The 22,685-nt window shown below is 66.8% G+C and carries 18 protein-coding genes; 9 read left to right on the top strand and 9 right to left on the bottom strand.

Annotated elements, in window-relative coordinates; translation table 11 throughout:
* Positions 1-48: 48 nt before the first annotated feature.
* The 4 genes from WI697_RS09760 to WI697_RS09745 all read right to left on the bottom strand — a co-directional run bounded on the left by WI697_RS09760 (position 49) and on the right by WI697_RS09745 (position 6,035).
* Positions 49-1,161, bottom strand: a complete 1,113-nt coding sequence (locus WI697_RS09760) for a TRAP transporter substrate-binding protein (protein ID WP_062763401.1) — start codon at positions 1,159-1,161, stop codon at positions 49-51.
* A gap of 305 nt (positions 1,162-1,466) precedes the next feature.
* Positions 1,467-2,195 carry an arginyltransferase gene (locus WI697_RS09755; RefSeq protein WP_014745128.1) on the bottom strand — a complete coding sequence of 243 codons (729 nt, stop codon included), beginning with the start codon at positions 2,193-2,195 and terminating at the stop codon, positions 1,467-1,469.
* Between the two features lie 101 nt (positions 2,196-2,296).
* Complete coding sequence (locus WI697_RS09750; RefSeq protein ID WP_345958298.1) at positions 2,297-3,553, bottom strand: threonine ammonia-lyase; 1,257 nt, start codon at positions 3,551-3,553, stop codon at positions 2,297-2,299.
* A 37-nt stretch (positions 3,554-3,590) separates the two neighbouring features.
* Positions 3,591-6,035, bottom strand: coding sequence for a penicillin acylase family protein (locus WI697_RS09745; RefSeq protein WP_345958297.1), 2,445 nt, complete (start codon positions 6,033-6,035; stop codon positions 3,591-3,593).
* A gap of 211 nt (positions 6,036-6,246) precedes the next feature.
* Between WI697_RS09745 and WI697_RS09740 the strand changes: the two genes are divergently transcribed.
* The gene (locus tag WI697_RS09740) at positions 6,247-7,470 is read left to right on the top strand and encodes a type III PLP-dependent enzyme (protein WP_345958296.1); all 1,224 of its coding nucleotides are present in this window, start codon (positions 6,247-6,249) and stop codon (positions 7,468-7,470) included.
* Here the strand turns inward: WI697_RS09740 and WI697_RS09735 are convergent.
* The gene (locus tag WI697_RS09735; protein ID WP_345958295.1) at positions 7,463-8,476 is read right to left on the bottom strand and encodes a 2-keto-4-pentenoate hydratase; all 1,014 of its coding nucleotides are present in this window, start codon (positions 8,474-8,476) and stop codon (positions 7,463-7,465) included. The two genes, WI697_RS09740 and WI697_RS09735, sit on opposite strands and share 8 nt — an antisense overlap.
* Before the next feature lie 51 nt (positions 8,477-8,527).
* Complete coding sequence (hemB, locus tag WI697_RS09730; RefSeq protein ID WP_345958294.1) at positions 8,528-9,532, bottom strand: porphobilinogen synthase; 1,005 nt, start codon at positions 9,530-9,532, stop codon at positions 8,528-8,530.
* A 262-nt stretch (positions 9,533-9,794) separates the two neighbouring features.
* On the opposite strand from hemB, the gene WI697_RS09725 reads away from it, so the two are divergent.
* Positions 9,795-10,874, top strand: a complete 1,080-nt coding sequence (locus tag WI697_RS09725) for an enoyl-CoA hydratase/isomerase family protein (protein WP_296712462.1) — start codon at positions 9,795-9,797, stop codon at positions 10,872-10,874.
* A gap of 241 nt (positions 10,875-11,115) precedes the next feature.
* Positions 11,116-11,571, top strand: coding sequence for a MarR family winged helix-turn-helix transcriptional regulator (locus tag WI697_RS09720; protein ID WP_062761829.1), 456 nt, complete (start codon positions 11,116-11,118; stop codon positions 11,569-11,571).
* Positions 11,572-11,661: 90 nt separating this feature from the next.
* Here WI697_RS09720 and speE read toward each other — a convergent pair whose 3' ends face one another.
* Positions 11,662-12,540, bottom strand: coding sequence for a polyamine aminopropyltransferase (gene speE, locus WI697_RS09715; RefSeq protein ID WP_345958293.1), 879 nt, complete (start codon positions 12,538-12,540; stop codon positions 11,662-11,664).
* A gap of 49 nt (positions 12,541-12,589) precedes the next feature.
* Positions 12,590-12,991 (bottom strand): adenosylmethionine decarboxylase, encoded by a 402-nt coding sequence (gene speD / locus WI697_RS09710; RefSeq protein ID WP_014745137.1) that lies wholly within the window; start codon positions 12,989-12,991, stop codon positions 12,590-12,592.
* Between the two features lie 357 nt (positions 12,992-13,348).
* Between speD and WI697_RS09705 the strand changes: the two genes are divergently transcribed.
* The 4 genes from WI697_RS09705 (at position 13,349) to rnk (ending at position 16,364) form a co-directional block, all read left to right on the top strand.
* Positions 13,349-14,239, top strand: coding sequence for an alpha/beta fold hydrolase (locus WI697_RS09705; protein ID WP_345958292.1), 891 nt, complete (start codon positions 13,349-13,351; stop codon positions 14,237-14,239).
* Between the two features lie 117 nt (positions 14,240-14,356).
* Entirely contained in the window at positions 14,357-15,103 is a 747-nt protein-coding gene (locus tag WI697_RS09700; protein ID WP_062761832.1) for a DUF502 domain-containing protein, read from the top strand.
* 279 nt (positions 15,104-15,382) lie between these two features.
* Positions 15,383-15,901, top strand: coding sequence for a hypothetical protein (locus tag WI697_RS09695; protein ID WP_062761826.1), 519 nt, complete (start codon positions 15,383-15,385; stop codon positions 15,899-15,901).
* Between the two features lie 46 nt (positions 15,902-15,947).
* Positions 15,948-16,364 carry a nucleoside diphosphate kinase regulator gene (rnk, locus tag WI697_RS09690; protein WP_082828259.1) on the top strand — a complete coding sequence of 139 codons (417 nt, stop codon included), beginning with the start codon at positions 15,948-15,950 and terminating at the stop codon, positions 16,362-16,364.
* Here rnk and recG read toward each other — a convergent pair whose 3' ends face one another.
* The gene (gene recG / locus WI697_RS09685) at positions 16,365-18,464 is read right to left on the bottom strand and encodes an ATP-dependent DNA helicase RecG (protein ID WP_345958291.1); all 2,100 of its coding nucleotides are present in this window, start codon (positions 18,462-18,464) and stop codon (positions 16,365-16,367) included. It abuts the gene before it with no gap.
* A gap of 184 nt (positions 18,465-18,648) precedes the next feature.
* Here recG and WI697_RS09680 point away from each other — a divergent pair, with 184 nt between their 5' ends.
* Positions 18,649-18,957, top strand: coding sequence for a succinate dehydrogenase assembly factor 2 (locus WI697_RS09680; protein ID WP_014745143.1), 309 nt, complete (start codon positions 18,649-18,651; stop codon positions 18,955-18,957).
* Between the two features lie 171 nt (positions 18,958-19,128).
* Complete coding sequence (gene mfd / locus WI697_RS09675) at positions 19,129-22,674, top strand: transcription-repair coupling factor (protein WP_345958290.1); 3,546 nt, start codon at positions 19,129-19,131, stop codon at positions 22,672-22,674.
* Positions 22,675-22,685: the final 11 nt, after the last annotated feature.

Genomic DNA, 22,685 nt, shown 5'->3' with positions numbered 1-22,685 from the left:
TGGTGCGGCGCATTCCTGCGTCTGGCAGGCTGGAAGATCGTATCCGGATCAGCCGACCGGGATCGGGTCGAACTTCGCCCGGAGTGCCAGATAGCCGCCCTCGGCGCTGCTGCCATAGGTGCGGGCGTGGTCCAGATAGGTCATGTACGAGGTCCAGGCCCGCCGGGTCACGTCGTCGCCGCGATCGCGCAGTTCCAGGGCCACGGCACGGGCGGCATCGGCCAGCACCTTCTGGACCTCGTCCGGGAAGGTCCGGACCTGCACGCCATGCTCGTTCTTCAACACCACCATCGCCTCGGCGTTGCGGGTGAAGTACTCGGTGAAGGCGGTCTCGTATTCGGCGGCGCAGGCACTGCGAACGATCGCCTGCAGATCCTCGGGAAGCTCGTTCCAGTGCTTCTCGGAGATGCCGAGCTCGGCCACGGCGCAGGGCTCGTTGGTGCCGGCGACGTAATAGTTCTTGGTGATGCGATGCAGGCCGAATGCCAGATCGTTCCAGGGGCCGATCCATTCCGCCGCGTCGACGGTGCCCGACTGCATGGCCTGGAAGATGTCTCCGGGCGGCAGGGTCACGACATTGACGCCCAGCCGGCGCAGGATTTCGGCGTTGAGGCCGGCGGTCCGCATCTTGAGGCCCTTCAGGTCCTCGACCGTCTTGATTTCCTTGTTGAACCAGCCGGCGGCCTGGACGCCCGTATTGATGCAGGGCAGGGCCTTGATGCCGAACGGCTTGGTCATCTCGTCCTGCAGCGCCTCACCACCGCCATGCAGCCACCAGCCATGGGCCTCCCAGGCAGTCATGCCGAGCGGGATGGAGGTGAACAGGGTCAGGCCCGGATTCTTGCCGGCGAAATAGTAGCTCGGGCTGTGATAGCACTCGGCAGCGCCCTGCTGGACCGCATCGAAGGTCCCGAAGGCCGGGGCGAGTTCGCCGGCGCCGAACACCTTGATCACCAGACGGCCCGCGCTCATCGCCGCGATGCGATCGGCCAGCCGCTGGGCAGAGGTGCCGACACCCGGGAAATTCTTCGGCCAGGACGTGACCATGCGCCATTCGGTGCGCGACTGGGCAAGCGCGGGTGCCGCAAGGCCGCTGGCGGCCGCAGCTGTGGTTGCCGCGGCGGCGACGGCGCCACCGCGGAGGAAGGAACGGCGATTCATTTTGGACGGGCCTCCCCACGTGGATGCTGTACGGCCCGTTGCCGACGGCCACCGCCGCGCTCTCCCGATGCGGTGGGACCTGGATCTGCCGGTGCCGGGCCGATGGGCGCGCATACCCCGTCTGCGGGACGGACGAGCCGCGCGACCATTCTTGGTCGCCGATTATAGGAGGCGTGCGCCGAAAGTGAATAGGTCAACCATGCGTTCGCGAATACGACCATGCATGTAACGTGCTTTCGCCACCGCTGCGTGCCGCGGTCATAGCGTGAAGGGCGAACAGTCTTCGATGGTTTCGAATACCGGCACTATGCCTGACGGGGCAGGGGCACCCAGGCGCCATCGACCAGGGCTTCCATCGGAGCGAAGCGGGCCTTGTAGGCCATCTTCCGGCTCTCGGCGATCCAATAGCCGAGATAGACATAGGGCAACCCCAACTCGCGTGCGCGGTCTATGTGCCAGAGCACGATCCGCGTTCCCAGGCTGCGGCGTGCCGCGTCGGGATCGTAGAATTTATAAACGGCAGAGAGCCCGTCGCGCACCCGGTCGGTCAGGCAGACGGCGATCAACTGCCCCTCTTCGCCCCGGAATTCGACAACCTGCGTATCGATGGGGCTTTCTTCCACCATCATGCGGTAGTCGTGGAAGGTCATGGTCGCCATTTCGCCGTCGGCGTGGCGGCTTTTCTGATAACGCAGGAACAGCTGGTACTGCTCCTGCGTCGCCGTCAGGGGCACGATGGTGTGGGCGAGATCGGCGTTCCGGCGCAATACGGTCCGCTGGCTGCGGGTCGGCTCCATGCCTGCCACCCGGATGCGCACCGGCACGCAGGCCGAGCATCCGGGGCAGGCCGGCCGATAGGCCATATGCTGCACACGCCTGAAGCCCGAGCGCAGCAGCCAGTCGTAGAAGGACTGGGCGTTGGGCACATTCAGATCCGCCACGACGTCCCGCTCCAGCCGGCCTTCGATATAGGGGCACGGATGGGCGACGGTCATGGTGAACAGATGTTGCGCCCGATGCGGCCACTCCCTCATGGCGATCTCCGAAGGCGGGAGCACGCGCGGCGTGTGACGCGCGTTCACTGACGATAACTATAGCAGTCGCTTCCACCCCGGACCAAGGCCCCGCGGGGGCCTTACATCTGAAGAGAGCCGCTCTCGCTGATGTCGTGATCCAGGCGCTGAACTTCCAGCCCTTCTTTTTCGAGCCGGCCGATCAGTTCCCGGGCATGGTCGGGGCCGCGTGTCTCCACGACCAGGTCGACCTCGACCGCCTTGATCGGCACGTGAGAGAAGGCGCGTTGATGATAGACCTCAAGGATGTTGGCGCCGGCATCGCCGATCAGCCGGGCGATCAGCGCCAGCTCTCCCGGCCGGTCATACGAAATCACCCTGAGCCGCATGACCTTGCCGTCCCGCACCAGGCCGCGGAGCAGGATGGAGGACAGGATCCGGGTATCGATATTACCGCCCGAGACCACGAGACCGACGGTGCGGCCCACGAAGCGTTCATGATGGGCAGGGTCGAGCAGGGCCGCCAGGCCAACGGCACCGGCACCCTCGACCACCGTCTTCTCGATCTCGACGAACAGCTGAACCGCGCGCTCGATGGCGGTTTCATCGACCAGAAGCAGGTCGTCGACGCAGTCGGCGATCACCTGCCGGGTGAACTGGCCGGGGCTCTTGACCGCGATGCCTTCGGCGATGGTCATGCCCTGGGCGGCCGGAACCTCGCGGCCCAGCGCCTGCACCATGAACGGGTAGCGATCGGCCTGAATGCCGATCACCTCGATCTGCGGCTTGAGCGCCTTGGCGGCTGCGGCGCAGCCGGCGATCAGACCACCACCCCCGACCGGCACCAGCATCACGTCGATCTCCGGTGCCTGCTCCAGCATTTCCAGCGCCACCGTGCCCTGACCGGCCGCGATCAACGGATCGTCATAGGGGTGGACGAAGGTGAGGCCCCGCTCGGCTGCAAGCGAATCCGCCTTGGCGCGGGCCTCTTCCAGCGTGTCGCCTTCAAGCACGACCTCTGCGCCCAACGCGCGGGTGTGGCCGACCTTGGTGAAGGGCGTGAAGCGGGGCATCACGATGGTGGCGGGAATGCCGAGCCTGCGCGCCTGAAGGGCGACACCCTGGGCGTGGTTGCCGGCCGACATGGCGATCACACCCCGCGCCCGGGTCGCGTCATCCAGGGCGAGCATGCGGTTCAGCGCGCCGCGTTCCTTAAACGAGGCGGTGAACTGAAGGTTTTCATACTTGCAGACCACCTTTGCGCCGGTGAGGTCGCTGAGCGTTCGGGAGGCCTTGCAGGGGGTACGCTCGATCGATCCTGCAAGGCGGGCAGCCGCCTCGCGGATCTGGTCGAGCGTCAGCAGGGTGGAGGCTGGCACGTCGGGGGCTCCGGTACAGGGCCCGTGCCGCGTCCGGTCAGTTGGCCGGGGCGGTCGCGGGCGCCAGGGTCAGTCGCTTCGTCCCGGCCGCGGCGTCGATCCGCGACCAGTCGGTGATCATGGGGATGAAGCGGGTCTCGGTCCAGCGCGATGCGAAGGCATCATAGCCGGCGGAGAGCGGATTGCCGCTTTGTCCGGTGCTCTGGATGAACATCGAACGCTGCGGGTCGGCAAGATCGTAGATCGCGCGATAGCCGGGGCCGTGGGTCGATCGGAACATCTGCGGCCCTTCCGGTGCATCGGCAGCCCAGCGCTGGGCGTTGACGGTGAACGGGTCGCCGCCGATCGGGTGCGAGATGGCGAGCACGTCCTTGAGCACCGGCACGGCCGACAGCACCCGGTTCTCTGAGACTGCCGGATGCGCCTTGCCCCATATCCAGGCGGACATGTCTTCACCCTGGGTGCGGATCAGCAGGGCCATTGCGTCGTCCAGCGCGCGGGCGATCTGAACGGCGCAGCTCTCCGTCTCCGTGGTCCGCCGGTCGTCGCACCAGACCGGGTCGCGGGTCAGCGCGACCCGCAGGAATTCGGTGCGGTGGCCGCGATAGTCGCCGAACAGATCGTCGCCCAGCTCGTCGGCTGCGATGCGCGGCAGCAGGGCGTCATACCAGGCCGAGAAGATCAGCGGCGCGGTCTGATCGGCCGCCATGTCGCCGTCCCAGCGCTTCAGGATATCGAGCGCCTCCGCGGCGGCCGGGTGCTCCGGGCTGGCATCGCGGATGCCGGCCATCATCAGCGGCATGAACTGGCGGGCCATCAGGGAGACGGTATCACCCATGATCGCGCGGAAGCTTTCGGTATCGTGCTTGTCCGTCTCGTCGAGCATCTGGTCGATGCGGTCGGCGCGATAGGGGGCGGTCCATTCCCGGCTGATGAAATAGGGATAGCCCTCGGGCGTGATCCGCTGATTGGCGGTGACGATCCGGCCATCTTCCGGGTCGGTCAGCTGCGGCAACTCGTCATAGGGAATCCACCCGGTCCAGTCTCCCTCGCCGGTCCAGCCGCGGCTTGGGAGAAAGCCGTCGCCCGAGGCCCGGATCGGCACCCGGGCCGGCGCCAGATAGGCGATCCGGCCGCCGGTGTCGGCGAAGACGATGTTCTGCTGCGGCCAGTAGAAGTCGCGCAAGCCTTCGCGGAAGCTGGGGAAATCGGTGGCGGTGTTGGCGGCGAAGGCCGCACGCAGGGTGGGATCGTCATCGGTCAGCGCCACCCAGCGGAAGGCGAGCACATGGCGCCGGTCGGTCAGTTCCCCGCCGCCATTGACGACATCGGTCACGATCGGGCCGTTGCGGCTTTCGCGTACCGTGAAGCTCTCGGGCTCCGCCCCCTTGACCTGGATGGTCTCGCTGCGGGTGGTGAAGGCCAGGGGGCCGTCCGGTGTTTCGTAAGTGTCGGCGCCCGGCGCCGTCAGCTGTTCGATCACGAAATCCTGGGTATCGGGGCCGGTATTCGTGAAGCCCCAGGCGAAAGTGTTGGTGCGCCCCAGCATGACGCTGGGCAGGCCGGGCAGGGTGGCGCCGATCACCTCAAGGCCGGGTGCGGAGAGATGGGCGAGGTACCAGAGCGACGGTGCGCCGAGCCCCAGATGGGGGTCGTTGGCGAGCATCGGCTTGCCGGTCGCCGTATGGGCGCCCGACAGAACCCAGTTGTTGGACCCGATACCGTCGATCGGCGGCGCAGCCCCCTGGTCCAGCAGGGTTGCGAAGGGCGTTGCGGCATAGATCTTCGTCAACGCGTCCAGATCGGTGCCGAGCCCGGCGATTTCCGGCAGGGCGACATTGCCGTCGGCATCGTAATCCGGCCAGAGATCCGAGATCTGCTCCGGCGTGATGCCGGCTGCAAGCATGCGGGCGCGCAGCAACTCGTCGCGCCAGTTCTTGGCCAGGTCCCAGGCCATCATCTTCAGCCAGACCATCGAATCGGCGGGCTTCCAGGGCGTCGGCGTGATGCCGGTCAGCACGAATTCCAGCGGCCAGGCGCCGTCATGGCCGGCGATATAGGCGTTCACACCGGCGACATAGGCATCCAGCCGGCGACGGGTCTGATCGTCGAGCTTTGCATAGGCTCGTTCGGCATGGCCGTAGACACCGATGGTGCGGATGAAGCGGTCGATCGACAGCGTCGACTTGCCGGCGAATTCCGACAGCCGCCCCGATCCGACCCGGCGCTGGAACTCCATCTGCCAGAGCCGGTCCTGGGCGTGGAGGAACCCGAGGGCGAAGACCGCGTCCTCGATGCTCCGGGCCTTGATATGGGGAACGTCGTTCTCGTCGCGGATGACCGTGACCTCGCCCGAAAGCCCCTGCAGGGCCAGGCGCCCCTCGGTCTCGGGCAGGCTGGTGCGCAGCCAGATCACGCCGATCACCACGGCGGCGATCACGATGAAGACGAGACCGCCCAGAATTCGACCGATCCAGCGCATGAAGATCCCCGCCTCTTGCCGTCAGAACGCCGCGGAATCCGTGCCGCGTCACGGCGGCAGTCTGATGGAGGCGCGGCTCCGGATCAACCTCTGCGTCACGCGACGGGGGCAAGAAGAACGGATCGACGGTCGCGGATCCGCAACGTCATCCCCATATGATGCGGGAGAGCTATGACCTTCCGCCCCCCAGATCCACGAGGAGCAGAACCGGATGTCGGACCTCTTCCCCACCCGTCGACGCAGCACCCCGGGCCGTTTTCCGGATGTCGATACGATGGTGACGCGGCTGAAGCCCAGCTATCCGGTCTATTGTTTGAAACCGTCGCGGCTGGCCGATGCCGCCCGTACCTTTATCGAAGGCTTTCCGGGCGAAGTCCTTTATGCGGTGAAGTGCAACCCCGAACGTGCGGTCATCTCCACGCTCTACGAAGCAGGGATCGCCGGCTTCGACGTCGCTTCGCTCGCCGAGGTGGCGCTGGTCGCCGATCTCTTTGAAGAGGCGGAACTGCATTTTCATCACCCGATCAAGAGCCGGGCGGCCATTGCCAATGCCTATCGGGTCTATGGCGTGGAACGCTTCGCCGTCGATCATCCCGACGAACTGGCCAAGATCCATGCCGAGACCCGCGGCGGGCCGGTGGTGATGATGGTGCGACTGACCACCGACAGCAGCCGCAGCACCTATGACCTGTCGGCCAAGTTCGGCGCCTCGGTGCCCGAGGCGGCGGCGATGATGCGCGAGGCCCACCGTCTGGGCCATCAGGTGGGGCTCTACTTCCACGTCGGGTCGCAATGCCCGGATCCGCGGGCCTATGACGAGGCCATGGCGGTGGTGCGGGCGGCGATGGATCACGCACCGGAGGTGCCGGTGGTGGCCCTGGATGTCGGGGGCGGCTTCCCGGGCCGCTATGACATGGGCGTGGAGATGCCGCCGGTCGGCGATTATTTCGCCGCCGTCCGCCGTGCGCTCGACACCATCCCACCGCTGCCCGGCCGGCGCATTCTGTGCGAGCCGGGGCGCGCGCTGGTGGCTGACGGGCTGTCGCTGGTGGTGCAGGTGCATCTGCGCAAGGGCGACCGGCTGTTCATCAATGACGGCATCTATGGCAGCCTGTCTGAGACCGTGACCGGCCAGTTGCGCTTCCCTGCCCGTGCCATCCGCCCGACCGGGCCGCTGGATGCAGAGCGTCAGCCCTTCACCATCTTCGGGCCCACCTGCGATTCGACCGATGTGCTGCCGGCGCCGCTGCTGCTGCCGTCGGACATTCGCGAGGGCGACTGGATCGAGATCGACATGATCGGCGCCTATTCCAACGCGCTCGCCACCCGGTTCAACGGCTTTCTGCCCGAAGCCGTGGTCGAAATCGGCGAACCCGCCGCAAGGGCGGCGGGTTCGGTGTTGCGGCGGGCACAGGCGATGCTTCCGGTCACTTGACCGACAGCTGCGCCTCCAGCGGCCCGCCCGGCAGGCCGGTATAGACCGCGCGCACGACCTGGCCTTCTTTCAGCGGCAGCGGCCGGCTGATGGCGCCCAGCGTGATCAGGTCGCCCGGCTTCAGGCTTTCGCCGCGGGCCTTCAGATGGCCGATCAGCCAGACCAGGGCATTCAGGGGCTGGCCCATGATGGCCGAGGACCGGCTTTCGACGATCAGCCCGCCATGACCGTCGAGCGCCTTGACCTGCATCTCGGCCATGGCGGCAACGAATTCCGGTGTGGGCTGAACCGGCACCGCCTTGCCGACCACGCCGGTACGCATGCCGGCATTGATCATCGCCAGGGTCTCGGCGTTCAGCGGCTCGCCCGAGGCCAGCAGCAGGTCGGGAACGTCGATATAGGCCGAAACCGTGGCGAGATGGGCGGCCACCTCCAGCGGGTTGGTTGCCTGCATGATGCCGGCATCCTTGACCGTGACCGCCAGATCGACCTCGACCGTCGGCCGCGCGCCGACATCGCGCGGCACATCGGCACCATTCTCCAGGATCTGGCCGGCGAAGATCCGCCCCACCACCGGGGCGCGGGCCCCGAACATCTCCTGCGTGGTGCGGGCCGTCAGCGTCAGCTTCCAGCCCAGCTGTGCCGGTCGCGACGGCATCGCGGCAGCCAGAAAGCGGTCCTGGGCGGCATAGGCCTGCGCAAGATCCGGCTTCACCTCAGGCGCCTTGGGCTGGATGCGCGCCAGCCAGGCCCGGCCGAGACGCTCCGCCTCTTCCGCGACCTTGGGTGGCAGGGCGACGGAGGCGGGCCGCGTCGCGGGCGGCTGCTGACCTGCCGGTTGTGACACACCCGGCTGGGTCGGTGCCGCAGGGGCGGTGGGTGCCACGGGTGCCTGCGGGACAAGAACCCGCGGTCCCGACTGCTGTGCCACGGCGGGCAGGGCGATAAGGGCGGCCACAAGGCCGGTTGCGGCCGCCATGGCCGGAAGACGGAACGAGATCGGCACCTGGAACTCCGGAAACCGTCAGGGATAAAGAGAAAGGCCGTGCGATGCGGCTCAGCCGTTCAGCTTCGCCGCCACGTCGCGGGCATAATAGGTGAGAACGCCGGCGGCACCGGCCCGCTTGAAGGCCAGCAGGCTTTCGACCACCACTTTCTCGCCGTCCAGCCAGCCATTCGCAATGGCTGCCTGAAGCATGGCGTATTCGCCGCTGACCTGGTAGGCGAAGGTCGGCACGCCGAATTCCTGCGACACCCGCTGCACGACATCGAGATAGGGCATGCCGGGCTTGACCATCACCATGTCGGCACCCTCGGCCAGGTCGAGCGCCACTTCGTGCAGGGCCTCGTCGCTGTTGGCCGGGTTCATCTGATAGGTACGCTTGTCGGCGGCGCCCAGATTCCTTGCCGAGCCCACCGCATCCCGGAAGGGGCCGTAGAAGGCGGAGGCGTATTTGGCGGCATAGGCCATGATGCCGCAGCCGGCGAAGCCGTCGGCATCCAGCGCGTCGCGGATGGCGGCGATGCGGCCGTCCATCATGTCCGACGGCGCGATGACGTCGGCGCCGGCACCGGCCTGAACCAGAGACTGCCGGCACAGCATGTCGACGGTCGGGTCGTTCAGGATCTGGCCGTTCTCGACGATGCCGTCCTGGCCGTGGCTGGTATAGGGATCGAGGGCGGCATCGACGATGACGCCGATATCGGGGACGGCGTCCTTGATCGCCCGGATCGCCCGGCAGGTCAGATTGTCGGGGTTGGCGGCCTCGCGGCCGTCGGGGGTCTTCAGTGCCTGATCGATCGAGGGGAAGAGCGCCACGGCCGGAACACCCAGATCGCGCGCCTCACGCACCGCAGCGACCGCGCGATCGATCGACAGCCGTTCCACCCCGGGCATCGAGGCGACCGGCTGCGCGACCCCTTCGCCATCCACCACGAAAAACGGCCAGATCAGGTCGTCGGGCGAAAGCCGGTTCTCGGCGACCAGCCGGCGCCACCAGTCGGTCCGGCGATTGCGACGCATGCGGGTGCGCGGGAAACGTCCGAGGGGGGTCGGTGCCACGACACGATACTCCTGATCGAAAGTCCGAAAGGCTCTGCCGGGGCCAGAGAATGCACCCGCCCGGGCCCGACGTAAACCGGATGCCGCCGCGCCGCGGCAAAATCGCCCGGCAGGGCGTGCATCGGGGCCGCATCCGGGTGAAATTGACAGCGATCCGGTGGCCTCTATGATGCCCGGCATATCATGGCCTTTGCCATGACCGCGGGCCGGGCCGGTTGCCACGCCGCCCGCCTCGTCAACACGAAGGATCAGAGGAAACCAGATGAGCGACGCGCAGATCCTGTTCGACCGTGCCGGTTCGGCCGGTATCATCACCCTGAACCGGCCCAAGGCTCTGAACGCGCTGACCCTGCCGATGATCCGCCTGATGGCGCCGCAGATGAAGGACTGGGCTGCGGATGATGCGGTGGCCGTGGTGGTGGTGCGCGGGGCACCGCGCCCCGACGGCCGGCCCGCCTTCTGTGCCGGCGGCGATGTTCGCGCCCTCTGGGACGAGCGCGAGGACCCGACCAGCACGCTGGCGGCAGAGTTCTTCGGCGAGGAATATACCCTCAATCGCGAGATCTTCCGCTATGCCAAGCCCTATGTGTCGCTGATTGACGGCGTGGTGATGGGCGGCGGTGTCGGCCTGTCTGCGCATGGCCGCTGGCGGGTTGCGACCGAGAACACGCTCTTCGCCATGCCCGAAACCGCCATTGGCATGCTGCCGGATGTGGGCGGCACCTATATTCTGCCGCGCCTGCCCGGTCTCTCGGGCACCTATCTGGCGCTGACCGGCGCCCGGCTGAAGGCGGCGGACTGCCTGGCGCTGGGCATCGCGACCCATTTCGTGCCGTCGGCGAAGCTGGGCGAACTGACCGAGGCGCTGTCGCAGGTGACGGCCGGTGCCGGTGCCGACGCCGAGGTGGAGGCGGTGCTGAACCGCTTCTCGGACGCGGCTGCCGCCGGCACCCCGCAGATCACCCAGCATCTGCCGACGATCAACGCCTGCTTCGCAGGCGACGATATGGCCGGCATCCTCGCGCGGCTGCCGGTCGAGGGCGGAGAGTGGGGTGCGGGCGTGGCGAAGGAGCTGTCGCACAAGTCGCCGACCAGCATGGTGATCGCGCTCCGCCAGATGCGCATCGGCGGCAGCCTGTCCTTCGAGGACTGCATGATCACCGAATTCCGTGTGGCGACCCGCATCGTGCGGACCCATGATTTCGGCGAGGGAATCCGCTCGGTGCTGGTCGACAAGGATCACGCCCCGGTCTGGTCGCCGGCACGCGTCGAGGATGTCGACCCGGCAGCCATCGACGCGCTGTTCGCGCCCCTCGGCAACCGTGACCTGCATTTCGACTGATTTTGCGTCGATTCTGCGTCAAAGTAGATGGCCGCACCGGAGAACCGGCGCGGCCATCTTGACTTCGGCGTCGTGGTCGAGATGATCGCCTATTGGACTGCAACGCCGGCAGAGAGACCGGCGACAGCAGGACGTTCGTCAAAGTAAACGGCCCCGCTCATGGCGGCACGGGCAGCGGACCGGCGACACCCGCAGCCCCGACCCATGGCCTGAACTCCCGCCGGGCAACGCCGAGGACAAGGTGCGACAGTCTTATCTGGAGACAATTCGTCTGATCGAGCGGCTTCACCGCCGCTTTCTCGACGTGATCAAGGCCGAGCTGGATCGTCTCGGTATCAGCGACATCAACAACGTCCAGGCACTGATCCTGTCGAATATCGGCGAGGAACAGCTCACCATCGGCGAGCTTACCGTCCGTGGCTATTACCTGGGCTCCAACGTGTCGTACAACGTGAAGAAACTGGTCGAGAATGAATATCTCGAACAGGAACGCTCCCCTCATGACAAGCGGGCGATGCGCATTCGCCTGACTCAGAAGGGGCGGGATCTTTGCGACCGCGTCAATGAACTCTACGAGCGCAACTGCACGGCCCTGTCCAAGGGCGTGCTGGAGGCCGATGATCTCACCGAGGTGAATGAGAGCCTGCGGACCCTGGAGCGGGTCTGGTCCGACTATATCAATTACGGCCGGTTCTGAGCCTGGCCGTATAAAAGACGACAGCCAAAGAGAAAAGGGCGCCCGACGAAGCGGGCGCCCTTTCTCGTGGTCTGGTGAACAGCGCGGCGCTCAGAGGCCGTCGAGGACCGGCGCCAGATAGCCCGACAGCGTCATCAGCGACACATGCACGCCGGGATTGTAGTAGCGGGTCGGGAAGGGGCAGGTCTCGATATCGTCCCACCGCACGCCATCGTTCAGCTTCCGGCCCTTGCGGGCGATGGAAGACGACCAGGTGCCACCGCCATAGATGACGGTGGGATAGGTCATCGGGTGGCTGTCGACGAAGCCGGCACCGCGCAGGCAGCGATGGATCTCCTTCAGGCGGCCCTGATGGAAGAGCGGCGATTCACTCTGGACCACCACCATGCCGCCATCGGTCAGGATCCGATGGCAGTCGGCATAGAAGGCGGCGCCGAACAGCCCCTCCGCCGGGCCGACGGGATCGGTGCTGTCGACGATGATCACGTCATAGCTGCCGGCGGCTGCGTTGCGCACCCAGGCGACGCCGTCCTCGAAACGGATCGACGCTCGCGGATCATTGTTCGACGCCGTCAGTTCGGGGAAGAATTTCTCCGACACCCGCACGACGCGCTCGTCGATCTCGACCATGTCGACATGCTCGATCCCGGGGTGGCGCAACACCTCGCGCAGGACCCCGCAGTCGCCGCCACCGATGATCAGCACCCGACGGGGCCGTTCATGAATGAACAGCGCCGGATGGGCCATGACCTCGTGATAGAAGAACTCGTCCTTGTCGGACACGTTCACGAAGCCGTCCAGCACCATGGCCGTGCCGAAGCCGGTGGTGCGAAACACCTCCAGGCGCTGGAACGGCGTCCGCTCGGCGTGGAGGACTTCCGCCACCTGCAGACTGTACTGGAAGCCGGTGCCGGCCATGCGTTCAGTGAACCACAGCTCGCTGTCCGCAGCTGCGATGATCTTTTCCATCTTGTCCGATACCTGAGCTGGAACGTCGGAAAGGGCAGGTGACCCAGGGTCAGCCGTTGACGACCTTCTTGGGCGCTTCGACAGGCACGCGACCGGCAAGCATCGCCTGATGGCCGCGCTCCAGCGACATGGTCGAGAAGGTTCCCGACTTCAGCGCTTCGCGCAGATAGTGGAAGGCCTGTTCGGTGTGCAGGCTGTCGCCGCAGGTGAACAGGTCCACCGCCGCATAGCCGTATTCGGGCCAGGTGTGGATGGCCAGATGGCTTTCGGCGATGATGATCGCGCCACTGACACCCAGCGGCGAGAAATGATGGAAGGTATGGGTGACGATGGTCGCCTTGGCGCGCTTGGCGGCCTCGAGCATCGCATCGGTCACGTAGTCGACATTTGCCAGAAGATCGCCGTCGCAATCGTAGAATTCAGCGATGATCTGATGTCCGAGAGCCTTCACGGCACACCCCCCTTTTCAGAGAAGGTGGCGATCCACCCCAGGTCTCACGCCACAGTTCGTTACACACCCAAGAGGACGAAAGCCGGGCCGCCCGATCTTCACACGATCGGAACACGGTCCGGCCATCGGAACGGGTCACCAGCATTGCCTCGTGCCCGGATAAAGTGGCTGGAACCTAGGGATGGGGGGAGGGGGTGTCAACCGAATTTCATGTGACGATCATTCCCGATCGTCGCGGATGCGACGGACGCACGGGCGGGCACGAGGTTATGCTGTCAGGCAGAGGTCCGCATGGCGGCGGTGACGGACCGGTGCATGTCAGACGCAATGCCGCGACAGGAGGAGACGACCAACCCAATGTCTACAAGCTTTTATGATGATCGCTTCACCCGCCGTCGCATCACCGTCGACGACGGGACCGGCATTCATCTGGTCGAAGGCGGCGAGGGGCCGCCCCTGCTGTTGCTGCATGGCTACCCTGAAAGCCATGTGATGTGGCACAAGGTGGCGCCGGCGCTGGCGGCGCGTTTCCGGCTGGTCATCCCGGATCTGCGCGGCTATGGCGACAGCGACAGACCGGCCGGCGACGCGGCCCATGCGACCTATTCCAAGCGGCGCATGGCGGCCGATATGGCACAGGTGATGACCGCCCTTGGCCATGAGCGGTTTTCGATCGCGGGCCATGATCGCGGTGCACGGGTGACCCACCGCCTGCTGCGCGATCACCAGCAGCGGATCGTGAAAGCCTCGGTGATGGATGTGGTGCCGACGCTCGACGTCTACGAGGCGACGGACATCACGGTGGCCACCAGCTATTTTCACTGGTTCTTCCTTATCCAGGAGGGTGGGCTGCCGGAGCGGCTGATTGCGGGCGATCCCGGCTTCCTGCTCGACTGGGCCTGTGACCGGCTGTGCGTCGACCCGGCGGCGATCGGCCCCGAAGAGCGGGAGGAATACAAGCGCTGGTTCGTTCTGCCCGAAACCATTCATGCGACCTGCGAAGACTATCGGGCCGGGGCGACGATCGATCTGGAGCATGATCGGGCGGATCGGGATCTGAAACTGACCGTGCCGCTGCTGGTGTTGTGGGGCGCCCATCGCCTGGTCGGGAAACGTTTCGATCCGCTCGCGATCTGGCGCAGTTACGCCGAGACGGTAGAGGGCGAGGCGCTCGATTGCGGTCATTTCCTGCCGGAAGAGGCACCGGACGAGGTGGTCCGGCGGATGATCGCTTTCTTCACCACATAAAAACCAGCCGGACGCCATGTGTCCCAAGCTTGTCCCTTGAGCCCTGCCGCGGGCGATGCCCATGATGAGGCATTCGCCCGTGCAAAACATGCAGGGCATCAGGGGACCGGCCAGACCATGAGCAGACGCGACCGACACGCCGAGAGCGACACAGCCGAGCGACCGCATGGTGGCGGGCGGCTCAGGCGCTATTTCCTGGCCGGAATCGTGGTGACGGCGCCGATCGCCATCACTTTGTATGTCGGCTGGTGGTTCATCGCCTTTGTCGACGATCTGGTGCTGCGTTTCGTGCCGCCGGCCTACCATCCGGACCAGTACCTGCCGTTCAGCATTCCGGGCGCCGGTCTGATCGTGGTGGTGATCGGCATCACCCTGATCGGCGCCTTTGCCGCCGGTCTGGTCGGCCGCGAACTGGTGCGGCTGGGCGAGGGCATCGTTGCCCGGATGCCGGTGTTGCGCAGCATCTATGCGGCCCTGAAGCAGATCTTCGAGACGGTGCTGACCCAGGGGTCGCAGTCGTTTCGAGAGGTGGTCCTGATCGAATATCCCCGCCGCGGGCTCTGGTCGCTGGCCTTCATCACCGGCACCACTGGCGGGGAGATCCAGCGGCTGACCAAGGCGCGGATGGTGAACGTCTTCGTGCCGACCACCCCCAACCCGACCTCGGGCTTCCTGCTGTTCGTGCCCGAGACCGAGATCGTCCGCCTGGCGATGACCGTGGAGGAAGGCGTGAAGCTGGTCATTTCAGGCGGGCTGATCACGCCGCCGGATGCGGCGGATCCCGAGGCGCGGGCAATTGCCGCTCCGCGCGGGACCGACCGGCGCGAAGGGCTTGATAAACCCGATCGGAATGCGCATGTTTAATCCATCATGATGCATTTCGGCGTTCATCATCGGTCCGCCTGCCTGTTGCGCGGCGGCAATCTCGTCACGGGCTGACCGCCCGGACCGTTCGCGTCCATTGAACCGGCGCCCGGTCCGGGTGCCTGCGCCGTTGCGGCGCCGTGGCCGTGCCCGTATTCGGGACATGGGTCACATTCAAAATCCGGACCCGTCGATCCGCCCAGGCAACCGAGGTCGCAGTCTCGGGGCCGGGGGCGCCGCCGCCCGGTCTATCGCCCTCGCGACGAGAGAGCCGTCAGGATGTCCGCCCGTCATGATCCGTCACGGGGCCCCGAAAGCCGGGCCACCGTGATCTGTTTCGTCTGTCATCGCGCCGTGGGGGCCGATGATTTCCACCGCGATGGCTGCCCCGTTTGCGGGGCCGGCCGGCATCTGCCGCCGATCCGGTTGCTGCCGGACGATGCCCGCCGGCTGGCCGCGCTTGCCGGCCGGCTGGTGACGCAGAATCCAACGCTTGTGGGGGCTCTGACCCGTGAACTGGCCCGTGCGGTGATCGTGCGCGATGCGCATGGCGCCTGGGGAACTGCACGGATCGGCGCGGAACTGCGTTTCCGCCTTGATGGAAGCGCAGAACCCGTCCGCCGGCGCCTCCATCTGCCCGAGACGGCGGGGCAGGCCGCCCAGGGGTTCGATCTGTCCCTCGCCACACCCCTCGGCATCGCGCTGGTCGGGCTGGCCGCGGGCGCGGTCATGCCCTTCACCGACCTCTGCGGCACGCGACGCCTCGTCCGGCTGGACGGGGTGCGTGATGCCGCCTGAGCCGACCTGAAAACCTGAACCTTCCAAAAGACTGGACCAGAGACTCATGATGAACAACGAGAGCCTTCAGCACGCCCCGGCCATTCCCGCTCAGCCGCCGCCGGTGATGCTGGGCGAAAGCGATTACGACCGGTTGAGCGCGCTGGCCGATATGGCCGCTGTGGAACCCGGCAGCGCCGTCGCCTTCCTTGCCGCCGAACTCGATCGCGCAACGATCGTGGCCGATGACGAACTGCCGGGCGACGTGGTTGCGATGCACCGCCGCCTGGCCTATCGCGCCGATGACGGTGCCGAGCATCAGGCGATGCTGGTCTTCCCCCGTCAGGCCGATATCGCTGCCAACCGGGTGTCGATCCTGACCCCGGTGGGGGCCGCGCTGATCGGCCTCAGGACCGGAGCATCGATCGCCTGGCGCGACCGCATGGGGCGCGAGCGCCATCTGACCGTGACGGCGGTCGGCTGATCAGCCGGAGCGGAGATAGCGCACGGCCTGATCGCGCTCGAACAGATAAAGCAGGGTTCTGAGCGCCTGGCCGCGCGGCCCGTCGAGTTCCGGCGTGCGCTCGATCTCCAGCCGGGCCTGTGCCTGGGCGGTCTCGATCAGGTCGGCATGCAGATCAAGATCGGCGAACCGCATTTCCGGTTCGCCGCTCTGCTTCGTCCCCAGCGCATCGCCGGCCCCGCGGAGCTTCAGATCCTCCTCGGCGATCACGAACCCGTCCTCCGTCGCCCGCATCACCTCCAGGCGCTTGCGGGCGATTTCGCCCAGCGGGGCGGCGTAGAGCAGCAGGCAACTCGCCTGATCGTCGCCCCGGCCCACCCGGCCGCGCAACTGGTGGAGCTGGGCCAGCCCGAAGCGCTCGGCGTGCTCGATGATGATCACCGTCGCATCGGGCACGTCGACGCCCACCTCGATCACCGTCGTCGCCACCAGTACATCAGTGCGGTCATCGGCGTCCCTGGCGCGGAAGCGGGCGATGGCGGCATCCTTGTCCGCGCCCTTCATCTTGCCGTGGATCAGGCCGACCCGCGGCCCCAGCTGATCCACCAGATCCTCGGCACGGGCGCTGGCCGCCGAGAGATCCGCCTTCTCGGAGACGTCGACCAGGGGGCACACCCAATAGACCTTGTGGCCCTCGTCGATGGTCCGACGCACGGCATCGATCACCTGATCCATGCGGTCCATCGGCAGCACCCGGGTCTGGATGGGCTTGCGGCCAGCGGGCTTCTGCCGGATCCGCGAAACATCCATATCGCCATAGGTGGTGAGCGCCAGGGTCCGCGGGATCGGCGTCGCCGTCATGACCAGGGTGTCCACCCCCCGGCCCTTGGATGAAAGCTGCAGGCGCTGATGAACGCCGAAGCGGTGCTGCTCGTCGATCACCGCCAGGCCCAGATCGCGGAAAGCCACGCCCTCCTGGAACAGGGCGTGGGTACCGACCAGGATGTCGATCTCGCCGGCCTCCAGCGCCGCCAGCACGTCGCGCCGCGCCTTGGCGCGTTCGCGCCCTGTCAGCAGGCCGAAGCGAAGCCCGGCCGGGGCGCCGAGCCTTGCCAGCGTTTCCATGTGCTGGCGGGCAAGCACGTCCGTGGGCGCCATCAGCGCCGCCTGCGCCCCCGCTTCGACCGCGATCGCCATGGCGATCAGCGCCACCACCGTCTTGCCGCTGCCGACATCGCCCTGAAGCAGACGAAGCATGCGCAGGGGCCCTGCCATGTCGCCGGCGATCTCCGACAAGACCTGACGCTGATCCTGGGTCAGACGGAAGGGGAGGCCGGCTTCGATCGGCCGGGTCAGCCGCCCGCTCCCGGCCAGATGGCGGCCGGCCGCCCGCCGCTGACGGTTGCGGACCAGCGCAATCGCCAGCTGATTGGCGAAGAGCTCGTCATAGGCCAGGCGGCGCCGGGCCGGGTGAAGCGGTGACAGATCATCGGCATCGGTCGGGGCATGGGCCGTGGCGAGTGCGCCCCGCCAGTCGGCCCAGCCTTCACGGGCAAGCACGCCGCGATCGATCCATTCCGGCAGCTCGGGCAGGCGGGACACCGCGAATTTCGCGGCCTTGCGCAACAGCTTGGGCGACAGACCGTCGGTGCCGGGATAGATCGCCTCGACCGTCTCCACCTCGGCCCGCTTCTCGGGCGGGACGATATGGTCGGGATGGGGCATCTGCACCTCGCCGCCATAGCGTTCGACCTTGCCGCTGACGATGCGAACCTCCCCTTCGGGCATGAGCCGCCGCCAGTCCGCCTCGCGGCCGTGGAAGAAGACCAGGGTGACGCCGGTGCCGTCGGGATCCGCGCACCGCACCCGGTGCGGCTGACGCGGGCGTTCGGCCGGCTGGTGTTCAAGGATGGTGAGCGTGAAGGTGACGATCCGTCCCGCCGGTGCGATCACGGCGGGCGGCGCGTAACGCCGGTCGACCACCGAGACCGGCAGCGTGTTGATCACGTCGATCACCCGGTTGCCGCGTGCGGCACGCTCCACCAGTTTCAGCACGCGCGGGCCGATGCCGGGCAGGCTGGTGGCTTCGGCAAATAGCGGGAAGAGGGCTTCGGGGCGCATCTGGTCCGGTCAACAGGCACGGTCGGGCGTGGTGGGCGCATCGGGCGCCAACGATAGGGGCGGGGCCGGGCCGTGACAAGCTGCATGGCCGCAAGGCCCCGAAGCCGCGCCGGGGGGTGACAGCGAAGGGCGCGCGGGCTATATCACGGGACGCAGACGACAAGCAGGAAGGGCACCAGCTCTCATGGCCGAAGACCTCGAAATCCGTCGCCGCCGGCTGCGCTATCAGAGCTGGTATCGCGGGTGCAAGGAAACCGACATCCTGTTCGGCAAATTCGCCGATGCCTGGATCGACCGTTTCGATGCCGACCAGCTCGATGCCTTCGAAGCGCTGCTCGACGAAAGCGATGTCGACCTCTACAACTGGTTGAGCGGCCGCGAGCCTCTGCCCGAAGATCTGGCGGACAACCCGGTCATGAAGATGATGATGCAGTTCGACGTGGCAACCGCGCCCGATCGCGGCCTGGCCGAGGGCGGCCTCGGCGGCGCCTGAGAACTGACCTCTGAGATCGGGCCTCCAGGATCGGGGCCCGGTCGGAACCTCCCCATTCCCGCCAACCTTTCACGCCCCAGACCGTTTCGATGAACGACGTCGCCGCCTCGCTCTGGTCCTTCGGGGCCGGTCCTTCGGGGACGGAGGACGCGCTTGAAGGATGCGACGCCCGTGCTGATCGATCCCACGCTCTTCGACCGCCCCGGACGCATCCTGCTGACCGAGGCGCCCGACGGTCTGGTCTGGCAGCTGGCGGCGGAGTTCGCAGCCAGCAGACCAAAGCGTGATCTGGTTCTGGTGATGCGCGACGACGCCCGGATGGCGGCCGCGGCCGACGCGCTGAAAGTTCATCTGCCCGAGGCGGAGGTGCTGCGCCTGCCGGCCTGGGACTGCCTGCCATACGACCGGGCGTCCCCCAACGGCATGATCGCCGCCGAGCGCATGGATACGCTGACGAGGCTGGCCGGCGGCCCGGCGGCGGACGACCCGAAGGCGGGGACGGGAAGCCGGCCGCGCGCCATCGTCGTCACCACGGTCAATGCGCTGGCCCAGCGCGTGCCACCGCGCGAGAGCCTGGCGCTGGCCCGGCTTCGGCTGGAGCCGGGACACCGGCTGTCGACAGAGCGTCTGGTCGACTATCTGATGCATAACGGCTATGTCCGCGCCGGCACCGTGATGGAGCCGGGCGAGTTCGCCGTGCGCGGCGGCATCGTCGATCTGTTCCCGGCCGGTGAGCCGGACCCGGTCCGCCTCGATTTTTTCGGCGACGAGGTGGAGGCGATCCGGAATTTCGACCCCGTCACCCAGCGGTCCAATGCCCGCATCCGCCGGCTGGACCTGAAGCCGGTGAGCGAGATTCTGCTGACCGAAGGGGTGATCCAGCGCTTCCGCCAGGGATATCGCCAGGCCTTCGGCGCGGTCGGCACCGGCGACCCGCTTTACGAGGCGATCAGCGCCGGACGGCGCCATGCCGGTATGGAGCATTGGCTGCCGCTGTTCCACACCCATCTGGAACCGGTGACCGCCTATTTCGACCGTCCGATAATGGTGTTCGATCATCTGGCCGATCAGGCCTTCACCGAACGGCGCGTGCTGATCGAGGACTATTACGAGGCGCGGCGCACGGGGCCCGTGTCGATCATCGGCGGCGAGCGCGAGGCCCCCTATCGGGCGCTGCCGCCCGATCAGCTGTACCTGACCGCGAAGGAATGGGCCGAAATCGGCCGCAGCGAGACCCTGGTTGCCGTACAGCCCGGTGCTGCGGAGCGGCCGCTTGAACAGGGCTGGCAGGCGGCACGGCTTGCCGGGCGTGCCGCCCGCGACTTCGCGCCCGAGCGCAAGGACGAGGACGTCAACCTCTTCGAGGCGCTGAAGGCCCATGTCGATGCCGAGCGGTCGGCCGGGCGGCGGGTGGTGGTCTGCTGTTACAGCGCCGGTTCGCTCGACCGTATCCGGACGGTCTTCGAAGATCACGGTCTGAAACAGCTGGAGCAGGTGGAGACCTGGGCCGATATCGGCAAGGCGAAGCCCGGCGCGCTGGTGCTGATCGTGCTGCCGCTCGACCACGGCTATGTTGCGGGCGATCTTTCGGTCCTGACCGAGCAGGACATTCTGGGCGACCGTCTGCACCGCAAGACCCGCCGCAAGCGCCGCGCGGAGAATTTCCTGCGCGATGCCGACAGCCTGACCGTCGGCGATCTGGTGGTGCACGTCGATCATGGCATCGGCCGCTATGAGGGGCTTGAGACCATCACCGCCGGCGGCGCACCGCATGACTGCGTGCTGGTGGTCTATGAAGGCGGTGACCGGCTGTTCGTGCCGGTCGAGCATATCGACATGCTGTCGCGCTATGGCACGGCCGACGGGCCGGCGCCGCTCGATCGGCTGGGCGGCAGCCAGTGGCAGCAGCGCAAGGAGCGCACCAAGCGGCGGCTGAAGGACATGGCCGACGCGCTGATCGCGGTCGCGGCCGAGCGGCAGCTGAAGGGCGCTGCCCGGATCGAGCGGCCACAGGGGCTGTATGACGAGTTCTGCGCCCGTTTCCCGTACACGGAAACCGAAGATCAGCTGCACGCGATCGAGGATGTGATCGACGATCTGGCATCGGGCCGGCCGATGGACCGGCTGATCTGCGGTGATGTCGGCTTCGGCAAGACCGAGGTGGCGCTACGGGCGGCCTTCATTGCGGCGATGAGCGGGGTTCAGGTTGCCGTGGTCGCGCCCACGACCCTGCTCTGTCATCAGCATTTTCTGGGATTTACCAAGCGCTTCCAGGGATTTCCGATCAAGATCGTCGAAGTGTCGCGGCTGGTCGCCGGCAAGCGCGCCACCGAGGCGAAGAAGGCGATCGCCGATGGCACGGCCGATATCGTCATCGGCACGCATGCGCTGCTCTCCAAGGGCATCTCGTTCCGCGATCTCGGCCTGATGATCATCGACGAGGAACAGCATTTCGGGGTGAAGCACAAGGAACGGCTGAAGGAGCTGAAGGCCGACGTCCATGTGCTGACCCTGACGGCAACGCCGATCCCGCGTACCCTGCAGCTGGCGCTGGCCGGCGTGAAGGAATTGTCGATCATCGCCACACCGCCGGTCGACCGCCTGGCGCTGCGCACCTTCACCATGCCCTATGACAGCGTCATCGTCCGCGAAGCGATCCTGCGCGAGCATTATCGCGGCGGCCAGACCTTCTTCGTCTGCCCGCGGATTGAGCAGGTCAAAGAGGTGGAGGAACGGCTGCGCAGCCTGGTGCCCGAGGTCAAGATCGCAGTCGCCCATGGCCGGCTGGCGGCGGGCGAGCTGGAAGACGTGATGGGCGGCTTCTATGGCGGCGAATACGATGTGCTGCTCTCCACCAGCATCGTGGAAAGCGGGCTCGACATTCCGCGGGCCAACACGATTATCATCTATCGTGCCGATCTGTTCGGCCTGGCCCAGCTCTATCAGCTGCGCGGGCGGGTGGGGCGCGGCAAGCTGCGCGGCTATGCCTATCTGATGCTGCCTGCAAATCACGGTGTCACCCGCACCGCCGAGAAGCGGCTGGATGTGATGCAGACCCTCGACAGCCTGGGCGCGGGCTTCACCCTGGCCAGCCACGATCTCGACATCCGTGGTGCCGGCAATCTTCTGGGTGAAGAGCAGTCGGGCCATATCCGCGAGGTCGGGCTGGAACTGTTCCAGCAGATGCTCGACGACGCGATCGAGGCGGCAAAGACCGGAGGCGGTGACGCCCCCGCGCGGGCGCCGGTGCGCGACTGGTCGCCGCAGATCAATCTCGGCGCCGCCGTGCTGATCCCCGAGACCTATGTCTCGGATCTGGATGTGCGCATGTCGCTCTACCGCCGTCTGGCCGATCTGGACGAGGGCGACGAGCTGGATGCGTTTGCCGCCGAACTGGTCGACCGCTTCGGGCCGCTGCCCGACGAGGTCCGCCAGCTGCTGCAGATCGTCGCGATCAAGCGGCTGTGCATCGCCGCGGGTGTGGAAAAGGTCGAGGCGGGACCCAAGGGTGCCACCATCGCCTTCCATCTCGACCAGTTCGCCCGCCCGGACGGGCTGATCCAGTTCATTGCCGGCCAGTCGGGCACGATCCGGCTGCGACCGGATCACAAGCTGGTGGTGATCAGGGCCTGGGCGACCGTCGACGACCGGCTGAGGGGTGCGCGCGACCTGATCGCGACCCTGGCCCGGATCGCCCGGACCGGGAAGGCGGCATAGATCCTGCCCGG

The sequence above is a fragment of the Tistrella mobilis genome (assembly GCF_039634785.1).
GTDB lineage: Bacteria > Pseudomonadota > Alphaproteobacteria > Tistrellales > Tistrellaceae > Tistrella > Tistrella mobilis.
Note: the sequence above shows the minus strand (reverse complement) of the source record. Positions and strands in the feature narration are given on the sequence as shown.